The sequence below is a fragment of the Vibrio sp. Vb0667 genome (assembly GCF_033391095.1).
In genome coordinates this window covers 264,374-281,536 of record NZ_JAWPOL010000004.1, presented here as the reverse complement: position 1 = coordinate 281,536, position 17,163 = coordinate 264,374, and the positions used below count along the sequence as shown (strand labels likewise).

Sequence of the window (17,163 nt, the reverse complement as noted above, 5' to 3'; positions counted from 1 at the left end):
ACTGAACATAACGTGGTTAGTGTTGTGACCACGTTATCTTCCGTCTTTCCCCTCGATAACTCGCCTGTTGGCTTCTTGCTTGCAAGTATTCAAAAGAAGCGGTAATTTCAGCGGCTCGCTGATGTGCCAGAAAGTTGCTTATTCAAACGACCAACATGAACTAAACTCATCAGTTTTATCAGGGGCTTAATGATCAACTGCGCACTGCCTACAATGAAAAGCCAAGTACCACTTTCAATCAACGAATCATTCAAAAAGAAAAAGCTACCAATTAAAAACCAAATAGCAATGAGTAGGTCGTTTGCAGCACCTAACGCCTCATAGCGGCGCTGAATAACGATGTGACGGCTTCCTAGATCTAAATCCAACTCTCTGCCATGTATCTGCACTGTATAGCTCCCCTCTTATTGTTTCGCGTCAGTTATGCCCAAGTTATTTCGAAATACTTAGTTCTAAACCCTAACGGACGTGGCATGCATTGACAACCATTGGAGGGATTATCTATTTGCAATAAAAAGAAAAGGGCGCATAAGCACCCTTTTTAGCGAGTCTAATTACAGGTATTCGCTTTAATGATTAGATAGTGAGTACCAACTTAACTCCACTTCAACAAGCGAGTTTCGTTGCCTTCTTCCGGCTTCGCTGGAATATTGAGTGACAACAGCAAGCTCACTGCTGCCATACCAGCGCCGATGTAAAATACGCTAGCAGGTGAAACCAGCCAAATCACACCAAACGTAACAGGTATTACAACCGCCGCAATATGGTTAATCGTAAACGCAACGCCCGCGGTCGACGCCATATCGGCAGGATCGGCAATTTTCTGGAAGTAGGTTTTAATCGCAAGCGCTAACGCGAAAAATAGATGATCGACAACATACAATGCTGCCGCCCACTCAGCCGTTTGCACCAAACCGTACCCGACAAACACGAAGATCAAACCGACGTATTCAAACATCAACGCTTTGCGCTCACCTACAACGCCGATAAAACGGCCTATTCGCTTCGCAAACAAGAAGTTAAAGACATAGTTAATCAGGAACAACAACGTAATATCTGCGGCGGAGTAACCAAACTTCTCTACCATCAAGAAACCAGCGAACACCGTAAAAATTTGACGGCGTGCTCCACTCATAAACGTAAGCGCATAGTATAACCAGTAACGTTTACGCAGGATGAGCTTCTTGTTCTGAGGCACTTTTGTCTTAAATTGTGGGAAGGCAAATGCCATCACCAAAATGAGCACAAAACCTAAACCACCAGCCATTAAATAGACCGTTTTAAAATCAAGTTTGAGCTGTTCGAGCGAAACCCAAATGGCGCCGTAGGTAAACAGAGAAGCCAAAGCTCCAACAGAAATAAACTTACCCAGCATTTCTGGCGCTTCTTCTTTAGATAGCCATTGTAAAGACAAAGACTGCTTGAGTGTTTCAAAGTAATGGAAGCCGGTGGACATTAACAAGGTTGTAAAAAGTAGACCGTACAAAGTGGGAAAATAACCTGTTAATGCCGTACCAAGCGTAAGCATCGCCAAAGATACGAGCATAAAGCGTTGCTCTCGGATAAACAGCAATACAAACACGGCGGTAAAGGCCAAAAAACCCGGAATTTCGCGCACACTTTGCAATAGGCCTATGTCGGCACCATCAAAGTTTGCTTTCTCTATAACAAAGTTGTTCAACAACGCCATCCAGGTAGAAAAAGCAATGGGCACGATAATGGAAATTAACAGGAGGAAATTTTGCGGCGTTCTCCAGCCGTGCGATGAGGTAGTCATGATGTTTCCTTTAAATATGAAGGCATCATCATAGCTTTAAATGTAACAAATTCGCAATATCATTATTATTTTCAACCCAGAGCAAGCTGATATGGCTGAGGAATATTGTTATGAAGATAAACATCGCACTCAATTCCTTGGCTAAGCGCGATGTTCAAGTATCAAGAGAACTAAAGCATGAGTAAATGTGCTCAGTGGCTTAATCAATGACTTTTACTGATAGGCGATTTTTAAATTCAAACACATGTTCTGGACATACATCCAAACAACGACCACAGCTAATGCAGTTTTGATCCATAACTCGACGATCTCCCTCTTTCAAAGGCTGCCGAAGCACTTCTGGTTCTGGGCAAACGTAAAAGCAATCCATGCATTTGGTGCAATCTTCGCGCCGAACAGCAGTAACGCGCAACAGGCTTTTTCGGCCTATCACGCCATAGGTAGCCCCCAGTGGACATAAGTGCCCACACCACCCATGCTCAACCAAGAGTAAATCCAACACAAACACTAGGGCGATTAGCACCCAACCTGCGCCCATACCAAACACCAACCCGCGATGAAGTGCCGCAACTGGATCTAACCATGTCCAAAGAATCGCGCCAGATAGCGCACTGCCCAACATCAAAATAGGGATCAGCCAATAACGAATCACGGGAGACCAACGATAGCTCGCTTTAATGTTGAGCTTTCGACGCAGCCACGCCGCCAAGTCTGTAACGATGTTCAACGGGCACACCCAAGCACAAAATGCGCGCGGCGCCAAAATCGCGTAAAACACCACGACAATCACTACGCCTAACAACGCATTAAACTCCGGAACATGCCCTGTCGCCAAAGCTTGAAGCACAATTAACGGGTCACTTAACGGCACGGTATCGAGCAACATACTTGATGACAGATTACCAGTTAGAATTCCCAGCGTCGGCCCAGCCATAAACAGCGCAATGATGGTGAACTGACATAGCCGACGTAAAATCAAAAACCGATGCGCGCGCCACCAACCAAGCTTTTCAAGCGCTTCTTTGCCAGCATTTTGAGCTAAGTTCTTTGCCATTACTTACCTCCTTTTAGCGATTCAAGCGCACCTTCCGGTACAGGCGTCTCACTAGGGAGGATATTTTCGAGTGGTTTGTCGATCTCTTTCCAACCAAAATTGTAGTGGCTGCCCACTTTGCCTTTCGCCAAATCCGTCGGGACAACTTTAATAGCAGCGACATCCAACACGCACGCTTGTTCACACTTACCGCATCCGGTACACACTTCGGAATTCACTGTAGGGATAAGTTTGGCGTGATAGCCAGTTCGATCGTTGTGAACCATCTCTAACGTGATGGCTTCATCAATCAGCGGACAAACGCGATAACAAACATCGCATCGTAACCCTTGCCAGTTAAGGCAAGTTTCATGGTCTATAAGAACCGCTGTACCCATTCGAGCATCATCAATATCGGTTAATTTCGGATCTAGCGCCCCACTCGGACAAGCGACAACACAAGGAATGTCTTCGCACATTTCGCAGGGAATATCGCGTGCAGTAAAGTAAGGTGAGCCAGTCGCGACAGGTGAAAGTAATGTCGCAAGTTTCAAGGTATCGTAAGGACATGCCTGAACACACAAGCCACATCGAATACAAGCTGATTCGAAATCGCCTTCCGGCAGTGCACCAGGCGGACGAATAGGCACACCTTTGGTTTCTCGAGCTTGGCTTTGTAGCGATTGTAAGCCCAATACACACGCAGCTGCGCCAACACCAGCCGCAGTCCGAGCTGTATCACGCAAAAATCGGCGCCGACTTTGCGATATTTTAGACTGAGAGGATTTCATGCTATTTCCTCAACAAAACTCCCTTATCAAGTTAAGCATAAATAGCCCTAAACGTGTCGTTTCCCTATACCTCATAGGAGGTAACTCCATCCTCTATTGATTCAAGTCAACTGACGCACAGTGCCGTCGTCACAGTTTGACTAAATGCGTTTATTTACTGCGACATGAAATTCACCACGATACTCTGCAGTACGCGCCATTCTCAGTACAATAATTCAACACCTTTGCAATCTACTCGTTCAATTCGATGACAAATCACTACTAAAAATTCAAAAAAACACATCATAACAAGCTAATTTAAAAGGCATTTATCCATTAAACATAAAAAAACACTATCCAAATAAGAAAACTGTGGTTAGATTAAAAATTAAAACTAAAAAGCGAAGGAGAGAGGCATGGAAATTATCGTACGTCCAACGACCGTCGAAGACGCAGCGGCACTCGTAGAAATCTATTCACAACCAAAAGCACAACGTGAAACCCTGCAACTCCCAAAGCCTTCGCTCGCGATGTGGGTGGAAAGGTTGTCAAACATACCTGATGGTGTTTATAGCTATGTCGCTGAAATTGATGGTAAAGTCGTCGGAAATATTGGCTTTCACCACTCTCTACGTCCAAGAACGATGCACACGGCATCGTTTGGCATCGGAGTACATGATAGTTTCCATGGACTCGGTATTGGTAGCAAATTGATAGAAACAGTCACTGAACTAGCAGATAACTGGTTAAATGTGAGAAGAATTCAGATAGAGGTCAATGCCGATAACGACGCCGCCATTGGGCTTTATAAAAAGCATGGATTTCAAATTGAAGGTGAAGCGATTGACGGTTCCTTCCGTGATGGTGAATTCATCAATACCTATTACATGGCGCGCATCAGACCAGGCCAAAGATAAAACAAAGCCTCCTACTAATTGGAGGCTTTTCTTTTTAAACTTCGACTCACTTTCGTAAGTAAGCCAACGCTCTGCGAGTCAATGCTTCTGTGTAGGGATTGATCTTCCAGTGGTCGGAACTCCAACCTTTCACAAAGCGCTGAAAGTCTGCCCAAGCCACAGCAAACAAAGGACGCCATTCACGCTCGACTTCATTAGGGTCAAGATTCGGTTGATAGACCATTAGCGCGTGTTGCAACTGAGCAAAATACGTATCCAAAACCCAAACTTCCATCTCTGCACAACGTTCTGGCTTAACGGCGCTACTCATAAACAGTGCCACATCTTTCATTGCACACCCACATCCAACGTATTGAAAGTCAACCGCAGCAACGCTTGATTCTTCTTCATCAAAACAGAAGTTCGCCAATTTGGCATCACCATGTACTAGTGTTTTAAACTTAGCTTGCGAAAGCGTTTGATCAATCAATTGAGCCGCATTTTGTAGCTCAGTGTCTTGCAATGCTTCAAGCTCGTCGGGTCTGGTTGCTAAGTGCCAGTATGTTCCGGTATGCCACAACTTATCCGAACGAACATCGATGTATCGCGCATGAAAGTTCGCCAACCAAGTGAGGCAGGCTTGTAGATGCTCTAGCTGTGCATCTGTGATGACTTTTGGAAAGCCCACCTCGGCGAGATCTTCCATCACAATGAGCCATTCATTCTCCGATTGGAACGTTTTTAGACCTTGTGGTACTCGGCAGCGAGTATCCACCCCTCCGGAAAAATGCTCATACCAATTCACTTCCACCTGATAAGAGTGCAGCTTTCTTTGATGAGAACGGTCCGTATTCCAGCCTCTAGGATGCTCTGAAGGCTTAGGGAGTTTTACATGCTTAATGATCACCGAACGAGTTGAATAAGTAACTCGGACTAACTCTCCATAGCCTCCCCATAGCGATTGTATGACTTCTACAGAGCGGTAATTACCTAGATTGAGTTCCTGGCCAATATTTTGGTAGCGTTGGTGGTTGTTACTCATCATGCGAGCAGATGTGACCACGTTTGGTTCTTCTCCATGTAGTGAATAACATATGGGCAAACTGGTTTGATTTGATAACCGAGTGACTCAATTTCTGGCAACACCGCTTCCATCATCACTTTTCCGTACCCCTTACCTCGCAGTGCTTCAGGAACAACCGTTGATGTAATGTGCATGACATTACCCTTAAGCTGATAAATTAACTTGGCTTTATAGCCCTGCTCTAAATCAACCCAGAATGTACTATTCGTGGCTTCATGAGTTACTTTATGCATATCTTGCTCTCTAATTTTTGTTACAGATTGATTGAATCAAACTATATCACTGAATAAAATCGATACCATGCGAGAGTGCTGCTTCGCCTCACGCGATTACCTTCTTACATCAGGTACGACAATTATAATGAGAAATATGAGCCCAATTGCCAGAGACGGCAAGCTACCTCTGCAAAGCAAGAAGGCACCAGAACGTCAGGCAAGTACATTAAATAGCACCGATGCAATGGCAATGGTCGAACACGGCAGTGAAGTGAGCTTAAACGTCACCACCCCCGTTGGTACAAAGTTTATTACAACCAGCACATTTGTTGGCTGTCACTCAAATAATACTGCATTGATAGAGGTTCCGAACATCTCTGATGAAGACTTGAAGTTCTATTTTCAGGAAGGCTTTTGGATCAATGTAAAAGCCTACTCTCATCGAGGTGAAGGGGCCGTTATCCCATTTCGGGCCCAATTACAGCATCGACTAGGCGATCCGTACCCAATTTTGGTGCTAGACCTACCCAACACTATGCAGGTCTTTCAGCTTCGCAAAGAAGTGCGTTACGAAGTAAATTTGAGAGCGCGTGTTTGTTTAGAAGCCTATCGAACTGAATGCGAAATAAGAGATTTATCTCGTAGTGGCTGTCGTTTTGTAACATCACCGATGAGCCGACCACTTCAGGTTGGTGACCACGTTTCATTGGATCTAACGATGCCCGGAGAAAGTCGTATGCTAGCGCCGTTGCGAGGTCGTATTTGTAATTTACAAAAATCAACGCACTATGCTCGCTACGGAATGGAGTTTGATGAGGTTGGTAAAAACAACGCTAAAAACCTCCTCAGTCACCTCAAATTTGATGGTACTAAGCTCACACTAAAAAGATAGATTTGATAACCCCTATCGCTTATCAAGAAGCTTTGAAGTGCTAGAAAACAAGAAACCCCTTACTTTTCAGTAAGGGGTTTTATTTACTAAGAATAAGGCAGTATCTTAGATAAGAGTCATGACTTAGAAGTCGTAACGTAGACCTAGCGCTAGCTCATCTTTTTCAGCCGCGCCTTCGTTATCCATTAGATCGAAGTTGTATGATGCGTAGCCACGGAAGTTAGGCTTGAAGTAGTAAGTTACATCAACAGCTAGGTTTTCTACAGTATCTGCGTCTTCTAGTTCACCTTTGTTGAACGTAGAAGTGAATACAGTTTGACCCATAGTGTAAGCAGCGGCTAGTTCGTAGCCTTTGTAATCAAAAGTCTTACCTGCAACATCCATATCCGCGCCAGTGTAGTTACCAGCGAAGTAGAAGTCACCTACAGAGTATGCAGCTACCAGCATGAACTCATCGCTGTCGTTTTGATCTGCGTAACCAGCACCTAGTTCAAAACCAGTGTTAGCAAACGCGTAAACACCAGATAGAGAGAAGCCATCTTCCTCGTTGTCTGTAAAGCCTTGTGCATCTGTTGTGCGATCAGCAAAACGGTAGCTTGCGCGTACAGCTAGTTGCTCGAATTGGCCTTTGTAAGACAGCATGTTATCTGTACGGTCAGAAACAGGCAGTTTAAGTGCTGCTGTGTTACCGTGGTAAGCCATAATGTCAGTAAAGTCAGTAAGAACCACTAGTGCGCCGTCGTTTTTACCGTAAGTTACTTCACCGTATTTGCCACCCAGACCTGCATAAGCGTAACGAGTTTCAAGATCACTATCGTTATCTACAGCACCTTCTTCTTTTGTTTTGAACTCACCTTCCCAAAAACCAACACCGTATAGGTTTTCATTGATTTCCTGTTTGCCAAGGAAGTTAAGACGGATGCGAGTACGGTCTTCTGCCTTACCATCCATCATAGAAAGACGCGCTTCAGCGCGGCCGCCCATCTCAAGAGAAGTGCCATCTTGGTTGTATAGTTCTGAAGCGACAACTTGAGATCCTGATGCCATTAGCGCCACTGCTACAGCTAAAGTTTTTAATTTCATTGTTATTTTCCATATCATTGTTTTATATGTGTTTTCTCACCAGAAAAACAGGACTTTTCTGTACCAACGAGAAAACTGGCGGCATAGTAGCAGCTGTTATTTTTCACGCAACGTGTTGAATAAACAGCACTTATAGAAGAAAACACCACTTAAAATGACGATATGAATACCTCTCAACCATCAAGTTATCGGTTGAGTTAAAAAAAATGTTCGCGTCAAAAAAAAATTGACGAAAAAAATGTAAAAACAATATCACAAAACGTGATATTTCCCGCAAAAAATCTTGTTAACTGACTGTTTTAGATAGACTTATTGATAATAAATCCGATTATTACAAACAAAAAAATCCCTGAGCATTCACTCAGGGATTTAGAGATTTGATAAGTAGATGGTAAATTAAAGCTTAAAGAAACTTAATTGCTCTTTCTGCTTCTCTGCAAGTAATGAAAGCTCAGTACTCGCACTTGCACTTTGGCTGATGCCCGCTACGTTTTGGTTTACAAGCTCCGACATGTTAACCACGTTGCGATTGATATCTTGAGTAACTTGAGACTGCTCTTCGGCTGCGGTTGCGACTTGCGTGTTTGAATCGTTGATGTTGGCGACCGACTCGGTAATTCCAACCAACGCCTCATTCGCTTGTTGCGTCAGCTCGTTGTTGCGGCTAAGCATATCAAGGCTGACTTGCATACTGTCATTCGCCAGCCCAGACTGCGCTTGAAGCTCTTCAATGATCGTTTGGATCTCTTGTGTCGAGTCTTGAGTACGCGCTGCTAGCATGCGTACTTCATCAGCTACTACCGCAAAACCACGACCAGACTCACCAGCTCGCGCCGCTTCAATCGCAGCATTCAATGCTAGCAAGTTGGTCTGCTCAGATACGCCGCGAATCACTTCAATAACATCGTTGATCTGTACAGATTGCTCTTTTAGACGCAAAACAACTTGCGCTGCATCGTTCAATGCTTGAGACATTTGCGCACTTGCTTCCGCACTTTCTTGGAAGATAGCCAAACCTGATTGAGCAAGTCCATCAGCTTCACGCGCGGTTGCGTCAGCAGAGGTCGCGTTATCACTCACATTATTCGCAGTGCTTGCAAGCTCGTTAACCGCAGATGCAACTTGCTCGATCTCCGCCAACTCTTGTTGAGCGTTCGCTTCCGCTTGCGTCATTACCGCAGCTAATTCGGTCGATGCAGATGCAACTTCCTCACTAATACGGGTTAACTGGTCCACAGTGTTGTATAACTGCTCTGCGGTTTGGTTTACATCTTTGCTCAGCTTAGAGATCTCATTGTCCCCATCGACATCTGCACGTACTGATAGATTACCCATTGCTAACTGACGCATCACTTCTTGCAGCTTTTGGATTGGTGTAACAATCATGCCAGATAGGAACCAAGCGCCTATCAATGAGAAAGCAAATACCGCTAAAACCGTCAACATAGCGTTATTTTGCACACGTTCATTTTGCTGATGACTTCTGATAGTAGATTGTTCAGCTTGCTCGTTTACATGCTTTGATAGCGTGTTAATTTGTTGGACCATTTCTCGGCCAACATTGCGATACTCTTTGACAAATGCACGGTACTCGCTATCCGATTTCAAACCTTGATCGTATTGGTTGAAGAAAGCAACTGAGCGCTCTGAATATCGCACATAGGATTCAATTGCTTGGCGAACTTTAACGGCATCGTCACGGAATAGGTTTCGGGCTTCAATTGCGCTTAAATCGGCATCAACTTGCTTTAAGCCTTCTTTCAATTCGGTTAGAAAATTCTCACGACGAGAAGCATCGTAAATAGCGTAAACCGCGCTTATGCGCAGAGGGTAAATTTGGTCGTCAATACTCGCCAATGTGTCTTTGTGAAAAACCAAAGATTCTTGGTTGGAAGCAATAACATCTTGCTCTGCTTGAAGGTTGTTTTTAGTAATCCAAAGAGCAATAAACAAAACAATCGCGGTAAATAATACCGGAACCAAAATTTGCGTTCGTACTGACAAATTTTTCAGTGATAACTGCATGACAGGGCCTCAGTTGTATGCGTGATGTCTATATCCAAACAAACTCGAGCAGTGCTTATAACAACGTTACTTTTCGGCAGTTTGAATATCTATGCTTCCTTGCGACGGGATAAATCCCAGACGAATAAACAAGTGGCGAATATTAGAGGTCGATCACACTTTTGTCTAGTACAAAAACTCTCCATTTTCAATCTGTTATTGACAATATCCCGACAGTAGCGTCGGGATATTGTCGTTATGATAAATTATGATCACTTATGATGAGATACATTCACATTTAGGACGGTTTCAGCCTATTTTCTCAACGAATTGAGCTTAGCTTGAGCAAGGCCAAAAATGGTATCGATTGGATAAGAACCTTCATCAGTTGGCTCACCAGCAACTTTCCCCGTAAACAATTCGATAGCTTCAGTAACATGGCCAATCGCCCAAATATTAAACTCACCTTTTTCGACTGCTTTCACGATGTCGGAACGAAGCATTAGATTGTGAACATTAGAGCGCGGAATAATGACCCCCTGCCCGTCATGACGACCTTTAATTACACACACATCATAAAAGCCTTCGATCTTTTCGTTTACGCCACCAATAGGCTGAGCTTGACCAAATTGATTCATCGACCCTGTTATCGCAATGTCTTGTCGGTTTGGTTGCTTTGAAAAAGCAGACACAACCGCACATAACTCAGCCATGCTGGCACTATCACCATCAACACCACCATAAGATTGCTCAAAGGTGATGGTGGTCGTTAATGGCACTCGTGCCGTTTTACCAAATACGGAAGATAAGTAGGCAGACAAAATCATCACGCCCTTAGAGTGAATACTGCCACCCAAATCCACGCTGCGCTCGATATCGATAACATCCCCATCACCGTAACACGTCGTCGCTGTGATGCGATTCGGTGCACCAAACATGTAGTCACTAGTGCTCAATACCGAAAGTGCGTTGACTTGGCCTACGGCTTCTCCTTCGGTGCGAATCAGCGTTGTGCCGTTAATAAAGGTTTCCATTACGTTATCGCGTAATCGGCTTACTCGCATTTCTTGGTTATTGAGCGCCTCTTCAACATGCCCAATACGAATCATGTTGGAGTTGGCTTGACGAGCTACGTAGTTCGACTCTCGAAGCAAGTTGGCGATATTAGCCGAATGTAGAGATAGCTTGGATTGGTCGCCAGACAAACGTGAGCTGTATTCGATGATTCGAGCAATGGCTTTGCGATCGCAATGCAGCATATTGTTGTCATGCACCACGCTAGAGATAAAGCGCGCGTAATGCAGCTCAGACTCCGGCGTACGTTTCATTTCGTCTTCGAAATCTGCCGTCACGCGGAACAACTCGCTGAACTCTGGATCGTAATGTTGGAGTAATTGGTAAGTTCGGTAATCACCAAATAAGATGATTTTGATATCAAGCGGAATCGGTTCAGGATCGAGTGATACCGCCCCCGTCAATGTGACTTCTTTTTCTAGAGACGTAAAACTCAATTGACGAGCACGCAATGCGCGCTTCAAACCATCCCAAACGTAAGGCTGTTCAAGTACTTTCTGAGCATCCATTAATAGAACGCCGCCATTCGCCTTATGCAAGCTCCCTGCGCGAATCAGCGAGAAGTCGGTAAACACCGTTCCCTTGAAAGTGGCAGTCTCAATCGACCCGAAGAGTGAATGATAGTTGGGGTTTTCTTCAACAACGATAGGAAATTCGCTGCTTTTACGGCTTACCAAGACGTTCACTTTATAACGACGTGGCAATTTTTTATCCAAGGATGCCGTCGCAATTTCGCCTTGCTCGCCACTTTGGTCAAGGAAGATATCTGCGTTTTCAACAATATCTTTTTGCAGCTCAGTTAAGTAGGTTTTGATTTCGGAATATTGCGCGTAATCCACTTTGAGTTTTTTGATGAAGTGAGTAATCACATCAAGTGTCACTTCATCATTGAGCTTTTTGATTTTATCGCTGTATGTCTCTTCCCACTCCGTAAGCTCACGAACCATCGAGCGCAATCGCACTTCGAGTTCATCAATAGCATCGCTGAATTGCTCTTGTTCTTTTTTGCTTAGTACATCAAAAGACTCTTCCGTATGAAGCTCATCACCGTTCATGGCGACAAACTGATAATCCCCCTGCGTAGTCAGTGTTAGGCTGATGCCCTTTTCTTTTGCCTCTCGACTAATACGATCCAGCTCGTTTTGTTGCTTAGCTGCCAATTGATTTTTTAATCGCTCAGCGCGGCTAAAGTACATTTCATTGTCGAATGCTAGGGGTAAAGCATTCAATAATTTGCCCATTAAAGCTTCAATATCAACACGTAGCTTATTTCCGATACCACAAGGCAACTTTAATACCTTTGGTGTACGGGTATCCTCAAAGTTCGCAACGTAACACCAATCAAACAGGGCTGCTGCATCGTGCTGGTGACGATTCAGATAGCGCAAGATCATGGTGCGTTTACCTAGCCCATTCTGACCAATGGCGTAGATGTTATACCCTTTCTCTTTGATGGACATCGCAAACTCGACCGCTTTTTGCGCGCGCTCTTGGCCCACGATTTCATCAATTGGAGGTAACTCCTTGGTCGACTTACATGGCATATTCTCTAGATCTGCTACAGAATATAGCTGCTTAGCTTCCAATCTTAGTATTGCCATATCCACTTCCTTTTTTCTTATTTTCGTTATTTGAGTGTAGAGATTATTTGCTTAATTTTAAGTGATTTACCTTCCACCCTAGATTGATTGGACATTTTATGAACACATAAGTGATATTAACACGCACTTGCAATTGATAATCAATTTCATTTAATATCTAAACAAATCAAATGTTGTGGAGATGGGTATGAATATTGAGCAATGCTGGATGCGCTACTTAAAAGCGGAGCAACTGATGGAACAAGGCCATTGGCCAGAAGCTCATCGTTTATATGACGACGTGCTCAACAATCTACCCAACCACATTCATCTAGCGCTAGAAAATGCACAAACTAAACCTTGCCAGTTTGTATGTCTCATTACGGGGCTTAGAGATGCCAGCGTGACGCAATCAGAGATTCTCAACAAACTCGGCTTACAGCATGATGCGTTCTCAATACTCAATCAAACTTACGCGCTATTTCAATTTTTGCAGCTAGAGAGCCATGAACTGATTGAGCGCGTAGGTCACCTACTTGGTCAACAGAGCGAAGACTTGTTAGCTCACATGGCGGCATTTTGCTCTGCCCAACGTAATGCTCAATGGATGATAGAACTCGAGCACGTAACGCGCGCACATGAGCAGTTCTTACATTTGCAAGCAATGAGTTCGGCAAAATCTTCGCCTTCTCACCTGTATAATTAATCTAAAGCTCAAGCATTGAGGACAACTAGGTTTGTGCTGTCCATTACTTGAGTATCATTTGCTTTATCAACCACAAGGATCTGTGATGTCTTCTAAAACCATTCTTTCGGTGAACAACCTATCAGTCAGCTTTACGACAAACGATGGTATCGTCGATGCAGTAAAGAATGTTAGCTTCGATTTAAAAGCAGGCGAGACGCTGTCCATCGTTGGCGAATCTGGCTCTGGCAAGTCAGTATCAACCAATGCACTGATGAAACTACTGCCAGACAACGCTATTTTGCATGAAAGCTCATCCATCATGTTTGAGGGTAGCTCCATCTTGGATAAAACAGAGCGTGAAATGCAAAGTATTCGCGGTGATCGCATTGGCATGATTTTTCAAGAGCCGATGACCTCACTAAACCCGTACATGCGGGTGGGTATCCAAGTCGCTGAGGCCATCATGTGTCACCGCCCGGTCGACAAACGAACAGCAAAAGCAAAGGTGTTAGAGCTGTTTGAATTGGTTCATATGCCAAACCCAGAAAAAGCGTACAACAAGTACCCACACGAATTTTCTGGTGGTCAATTGCAACGTATCATGATTGCGATGGCACTGATTAACGAGCCCGATATTTTGATCGCCGACGAACCAACAACGGCGTTGGATGTCACGGTTCAAGCAGAAGTGTTGCACCTGATTAAAGAAATTCAGGCTCAGATGGGCATGGCAATCCTATTTATTACTCATGACTTAGGCGTCGTAAAACACTTTGCAGACCGTGTCATTGTGATGTGTAAAGGAGAAGTCGTCGAAGAAGGCGAAACACAAACACTCTTCAAGGACCCAAAGCACGAATACACACGTATGCTAATCAATTCGATTCCTAAAGGCAGTAAGGAGCCTATTAGCGAAAGTGCTACGCAGCTGTTAAAGGCTGACGATATACGAGTCAAATTCTTGGTAAAGTCGCATTTTATTGCGAGCAAGAATGAGTACTTCGAAGCGGTAAAAGGCATTTCTCTTGAGCTTAAACAAGGAGAGACCCTCGGGATCGTTGGGGAGTCCGGTTCAGGTAAGTCTACACTCGGCCGAGCTTTGATAGGTCTACTGCCCTCAACTGGCAAAATAGAATATAAAGGCCAAGATATGGCCTTGCTGACAAACAAAGAACGTTTTGAGCTGAAAAAAGACGTTCAGATGGTATTCCAAGACCCTTATGGTTCGCTTTCTCCTCGTATGACTATCGGCGAGATCATCACTGAAGGATTAACTGTCCACCAGCCAATGTTGAGTAAAAAAGAACGTATGCAGAAAGCACGCGACGTGCTTCGAGAGGTTCGCTTAGATCCCGCGTCCATCAACCGTTATCCACACGAGTTTTCGGGAGGCCAGCGTCAGCGTATTGCTATCGCGCGAGCACTAATTCTTGAGCCTTCGTTTATTTTGCTTGATGAGCCAACCTCTGCATTGGACCGCTCGGTTCAACTGACTGTGATTGATCTCCTGAAAGATTTGCAGAAAAAACACAATATTGGCTACTTGTTTATTAGCCACGATCTATCAGTAGTTAAAGCACTCTCTGATCGTGTTCTAGTCATGCAAAAGGGCGAGGTCATGGAACAAGGTACGGCCGAAAAGATTTTCCAAAACCCTAAAAATGACTACACGAAAAAACTGATAGATGCCTCATTTGATCTTGAAAACAGTGAAAATCAGCACAATGCGGCTTAGGTTCATCACAGTTTCATATTCATAAACTAGGATTAAGAAAAGGTGATAAATTCATCTTGCCTTAAGAATGGCGTAGCTGCCTTTCGGTTTGGCCGCCGAGACTGGTTGGTTCAAGAGTCAGACTTAGTCAACCTGGCTCAAATACTGGCAAACAGTATGAATTGAGTTCCCCCAACCATGAAAAATGCCGCGACACTGTCGCGGCATTTTTTTATTCTCAGAAGCTTCGAACAACTAGGGCATTAAATCGACTCAATACCCATATTATGTAACGTAAATGCATACACGTCTGTGGTGAGGTCAATTTGCTTACTCAGCGGCATTCCTGCACCATGACCGGCATTAACATCAATGCGTATCAATACTGGATTAGCGCCTTGCTGCTTGTCTTGCAGCTCCGCAATAAACTTGTACGAATGTGCTGGAACCACACGATCGTCGTGATCGGCGGTTGTCACCAATGTCGCAGGATATTGCACGTTTTCTTTTACATTGTGAACAGGAGAGTAGCCAAGCAAGTATTGGAACATCGCTTCGCTTTGCGAAGACGTGCCATAGTCATACTTCCAGCCTTCTCCAGACGTAAACGTGTGGTAACGCAGCATATCAAGCACGCCAACCGCAGGCAGCGCGACTTTGAATAGTTCAGGGCGTTGCGTCATACACGCTCCAACTAACAAACCACCATTAGAACCACCGCGAATCGCTAGGCGATCCGAGCTCGTGTAGTCGTTTTCAATCAGGTATTCCGCCGCCGCAATAAAGTCATCAAACACGTTTTGCTTTTGCTGCTGAGTGCCTGCGTTGTGCCAAGCTTTACCGTATTCACCGCCGCCTCGCATGTTGGCGACAGCGTAAATACCACCCAGTTCTAGCCAGTTGGACACATTGCCAGAAAACATTGGAGTGAGGCTGATGTTAAAACCGCCGTAACCATACAACATGGTTGGTGCTCTACCATCAAGTGCAATTCCCTTCTTGTATGAAATGATCATCGGAACTTGCGTGCCGTCTTTTGAGGTATAAAACACCTGTTTTGATTCATACTCATTACGATCGAACGGTGCCTTTGATTCCTGAAACAGTGTCGATTCACCAGATTCGACATCAAATGAGAAGATCGTCGGAGGCGTCACGTAGTTAGTGAATGTGTAATAAAGTGTGGTTTCTTCTTTTTTACCCGCCAGACCATAAGCCGTGCCTTCTCCCGGCAATTGTACATCTCGAATCCACTCACCTTGGTAGTTAAACTGCTGCACTTTAGAAAGCACATCTACCATATAAGTCGCAAACAGATAACCGCCACCTTTGCTGATTTCTAACGGCTGTTCTTGTTCAGCAATCACGTCAGCCCATTGTTCTGTCTGAGTGTTGTAGCTGACAACTTTGCCATTCGGCGCGTCTAGGTTGGTGTAAAGCAGCAAGGTTGCGTCTTGGCTATCAATTAAGTAGGTGTCTCCTTGCGTTGTCTCGCGCAGCGTCACAATTGCCTGTAACTCAGACTGTAAATCAATATAAAACAGACGATTACCCGATGTAGATTCTGCGCCAGAGATAATGAGGAAGCGATCATCTGTCGTCGTCGTACCAGACACATAACGATGAACTTGCGTATCCAACTCACCGAAAATCACTTTATCTTCAGATTGAGGTGTACCAAGTTCATGATAATAAAGCTTGTGATGCTCAGTTCGAGCAGACAACTCGCTGCCTTGCGGCTTATCGTAGCTTGAGTAATAGAAGCCTTTGCTGCCCAGCCAAGAAATCGACGTAAACTTCGCATCAACAATCTCAGGCTCTAGCTGTTCTTTGGTTTCCGTATCAATGACAAAGATCTTACGCCAATCACTGCCCCCTTCTGAGATGGAATACGCGACCAAACGGTAGTCTTTAGAGAAGCTGACTTCGCCAAGAGAGGTCGTGCCCTCTTCGGAGAAAGTATTTGGATCAAGGAAAACCTCGGCTTCTCCCTCGCCTTTACGTCGATACAATACACTTTGGTTTTGCAAACCGTCGTTTTTGTAGAAGTAGGTGTAGTCACCACGTACAAATGGCTGGGAATATTTTTCGTAGTTTTGACTGTTCGCCACTAAGTCACGGATTTGTTGGCGGTACGGTATCTGACCAAGGAAATCGAAGGTGACCGAATTTTGACCCGAAACCCATTGTGCGGTTTCTTCACTGCGATCATCTTCTAACCAGCGATAAGGGTCGGCAATGTCGTGACCAAAATAAGTGTCCACGACAGAATCTTTACGTGTTTTTGGGTAATGCATAACGTCCGTGTTACTCCGTTGTTTTTATTAAGTTGTTTATCTTCAATCGTTTTATT

The 17,163-nt window shown here is 44.4% G+C and carries 14 protein-coding genes; 4 read left to right on the top strand and 10 right to left on the bottom strand.

What is annotated here, in order from left to right; genetic code table 11:
• Nucleotides 1–107: 107 nt before the first annotated feature.
• The 4 genes from R8269_RS07975 to napG form a co-directional block, all read right to left on the bottom strand.
• Nucleotides 108–389 carry a YrhK family protein gene (locus R8269_RS07975; protein ID WP_025768568.1) on the bottom strand — a complete coding sequence of 94 codons (282 nt, stop codon included), beginning with the start codon at nucleotides 387–389 and terminating at the stop codon, nucleotides 108–110.
• 206 nt (nucleotides 390–595) lie between these two features.
• On the bottom strand, nucleotides 596–1,777 hold the full coding sequence (locus R8269_RS07970) for an MFS transporter (RefSeq protein ID WP_005375129.1): 1,182 nt from the start codon (nucleotides 1,775–1,777) through the stop codon (nucleotides 596–598).
• A 199-nt stretch (nucleotides 1,778–1,976) separates the two neighbouring features.
• On the bottom strand, nucleotides 1,977–2,831 hold the full coding sequence (gene napH, locus R8269_RS07965; RefSeq protein WP_318222504.1) for a quinol dehydrogenase ferredoxin subunit NapH: 855 nt from the start codon (nucleotides 2,829–2,831) through the stop codon (nucleotides 1,977–1,979).
• Nucleotides 2,831–3,601 carry a ferredoxin-type protein NapG gene (gene napG, locus R8269_RS07960; RefSeq protein ID WP_005383947.1) on the bottom strand — a complete coding sequence of 257 codons (771 nt, stop codon included), beginning with the start codon at nucleotides 3,599–3,601 and terminating at the stop codon, nucleotides 2,831–2,833. The genes napH and napG overlap by 1 nt, the downstream gene beginning before the upstream one ends.
• 395 nt (nucleotides 3,602–3,996) lie before the next feature.
• Here napG and R8269_RS07955 point away from each other — a divergent pair, with 395 nt between their 5' ends.
• A complete protein-coding gene (locus R8269_RS07955; protein WP_017820512.1) occupies nucleotides 3,997–4,497 on the top strand; it encodes a GNAT family N-acetyltransferase in 501 nt (166 codons plus the stop codon).
• Nucleotides 4,498–4,543: 46 nt separating this feature from the next.
• On the opposite strand, the gene R8269_RS07950 is transcribed toward R8269_RS07955, so the two are convergent.
• Nucleotides 4,544–5,521: an ecdysteroid 22-kinase family protein gene (locus R8269_RS07950; protein ID WP_225491646.1), complete on the bottom strand. Its 978-nt coding sequence runs from the start codon at nucleotides 5,519–5,521 to the stop codon at nucleotides 4,544–4,546.
• Nucleotides 5,518–5,793, bottom strand: a complete 276-nt coding sequence (locus R8269_RS07945) for a GNAT family N-acetyltransferase (RefSeq protein ID WP_104976440.1) — start codon at nucleotides 5,791–5,793, stop codon at nucleotides 5,518–5,520. Before R8269_RS07945 ends, R8269_RS07950 begins: the two co-directional genes overlap by 4 nt.
• 127 nt (nucleotides 5,794–5,920) lie before the next feature.
• On the opposite strand from R8269_RS07945, the gene R8269_RS07940 reads away from it, so the two are divergent.
• Nucleotides 5,921–6,667 (top strand): flagellar brake protein, encoded by a 747-nt coding sequence (locus R8269_RS07940; RefSeq protein ID WP_042521645.1) that lies wholly within the window; start codon nucleotides 5,921–5,923, stop codon nucleotides 6,665–6,667.
• A 123-nt stretch (nucleotides 6,668–6,790) separates the two neighbouring features.
• Here R8269_RS07940 and R8269_RS07935 read toward each other — a convergent pair whose 3' ends face one another.
• The 3 genes from R8269_RS07935 to R8269_RS07925 all read right to left on the bottom strand — a co-directional run bounded on the left by R8269_RS07935 (nucleotide 6,791) and on the right by R8269_RS07925 (nucleotide 12,429).
• Nucleotides 6,791–7,750 (bottom strand): porin, encoded by a 960-nt coding sequence (locus R8269_RS07935; protein ID WP_206949141.1) that lies wholly within the window; start codon nucleotides 7,748–7,750, stop codon nucleotides 6,791–6,793.
• A 396-nt stretch (nucleotides 7,751–8,146) separates the two neighbouring features.
• A complete protein-coding gene (locus R8269_RS07930; protein WP_005375120.1) occupies nucleotides 8,147–9,775 on the bottom strand; it encodes a methyl-accepting chemotaxis protein in 1,629 nt (542 codons plus the stop codon).
• Between the two features lie 293 nt (nucleotides 9,776–10,068).
• On the bottom strand, nucleotides 10,069–12,429 hold the full coding sequence (locus R8269_RS07925) for a Lon protease family protein (RefSeq protein ID WP_042521651.1): 2,361 nt from the start codon (nucleotides 12,427–12,429) through the stop codon (nucleotides 10,069–10,071).
• Between the two features lie 187 nt (nucleotides 12,430–12,616).
• Here R8269_RS07925 and R8269_RS07920 point away from each other — a divergent pair, with 187 nt between their 5' ends.
• Together R8269_RS07920 and R8269_RS07915 are read left to right on the top strand one after the other, a co-directional pair.
• Nucleotides 12,617–13,114, top strand: coding sequence for a hypothetical protein (locus R8269_RS07920; RefSeq protein ID WP_005375116.1), 498 nt, complete (start codon nucleotides 12,617–12,619; stop codon nucleotides 13,112–13,114).
• An 85-nt stretch (nucleotides 13,115–13,199) separates the two neighbouring features.
• Nucleotides 13,200–14,831, top strand: coding sequence for an ABC transporter ATP-binding protein (locus R8269_RS07915; RefSeq protein WP_005375114.1), 1,632 nt, complete (start codon nucleotides 13,200–13,202; stop codon nucleotides 14,829–14,831).
• Between the two features lie 242 nt (nucleotides 14,832–15,073).
• Here R8269_RS07915 and R8269_RS07910 read toward each other — a convergent pair whose 3' ends face one another.
• On the bottom strand, nucleotides 15,074–17,107 hold the full coding sequence (locus R8269_RS07910) for a prolyl oligopeptidase family serine peptidase (protein WP_005375113.1): 2,034 nt from the start codon (nucleotides 17,105–17,107) through the stop codon (nucleotides 15,074–15,076).
• Between the last annotated feature and the right edge of the window lie 56 nt (nucleotides 17,108–17,163).